1 protein-coding gene is annotated in these 1,022 nt (G+C 67.7%); it reads right to left on the reverse strand.

The window, feature by feature from the left end:
- The coding region (fbaA, locus tag PSD17_RS16340) for a class II fructose-bisphosphate aldolase (RefSeq protein ID WP_339123320.1) at positions 1-1,011 on the reverse strand (1,011 nt) is incomplete at its 3' end.
- Positions 1,012-1,022: the final 11 nt, after the last annotated feature.

The following is a 1,022-nucleotide window of genomic DNA, read 5'->3' on the forward strand; positions in this document are numbered from 1 at the left end:
GGACTTCAGCGTCTGGCAGGCCTCGACGACGCGGTCGGTCATCGACTGCTCGGCCTTCTTCAGGTACGAGCGCGGGTCGTAGTGCTTCTTGCTGCCGACCTCGCCGTCGATCTTCAGCACGCCGTCGTAGTTCTGGAACATGTGCCCGGCGATCGGCCGGGTGAACGCGTACTGGGTGTCGGTGTCGACGTTCATCTTGACGACGCCGTACGAGATCGCCTCGTGGATCTCCTCGAGCGCCGAGCCCGAGCCGCCGTGGAAGACCAGGTCGAAGGGCTTCGCGTCGGACGACAGGCCGAGCTTGGCGCGCGCGACCTCCTGCCCCTCCTTGAGCACCTCGGGGCGGAGCTTGACGTTGCCCGGCTTGTAGACGCCGTGCACGTTGCCGAACGTCGCCGCCAGCAGGTAGCGACCCTTCTCACCGGTACCCAGCACGTCGACGGTGCGCTCGTAGTCGCCCGGAGTCGTGTACAGCTTCTCGTTGATCTCGTTCTGGACGCCGTCCTCCTCGCCGCCCACGACGCCGATCTCGACCTCGAGGATGATCTTCGCCTTCGCGGCGGCGTCGAGCAGCTCGGCCGCGATCGAGAGGTTCTCCTCCAGCTCGACCGCCGAGCCGTCCCACATGTGCGACTGGAACAGCGGCTCCTCGCCGCGGGCCACCCGCTCGGCGCTGATGGCCATCAGGGGCCGGACGAACCCGTCGAGCTTGTCCTTGGGGCAGTGGTCGGTGTGCAGCACGACGTTGACGGGGTAGCGGGCGGCGACGACGTGCGCGAACTCCGCCAGGGCGACCGACCCGACGACCATGTCCTTGACGCCCAGCCCGGACGCGAACTCCGAGCCACCCGTCGACAGCTGGACGATGCCGTCGCTCTCGGCCTCCGCGAACGCGCGCAGCGCCGCGTTGAGGGTCTCGCTGCTCGTCACGTTGATCGCCGGGAAGGCGTACTCGCCCTTCTTGGCTCCGTCGAGCATCTGGTTGTAGACCTCGGGGGTGGCGATCGGCATGTGACGTCCTC

The organism is Pseudonocardia sp. D17 (assembly GCF_036984265.1).
GTDB classification, from domain to species: domain Bacteria; phylum Actinomycetota; class Actinomycetes; order Mycobacteriales; family Pseudonocardiaceae; genus Pseudonocardia; species Pseudonocardia benzenivorans.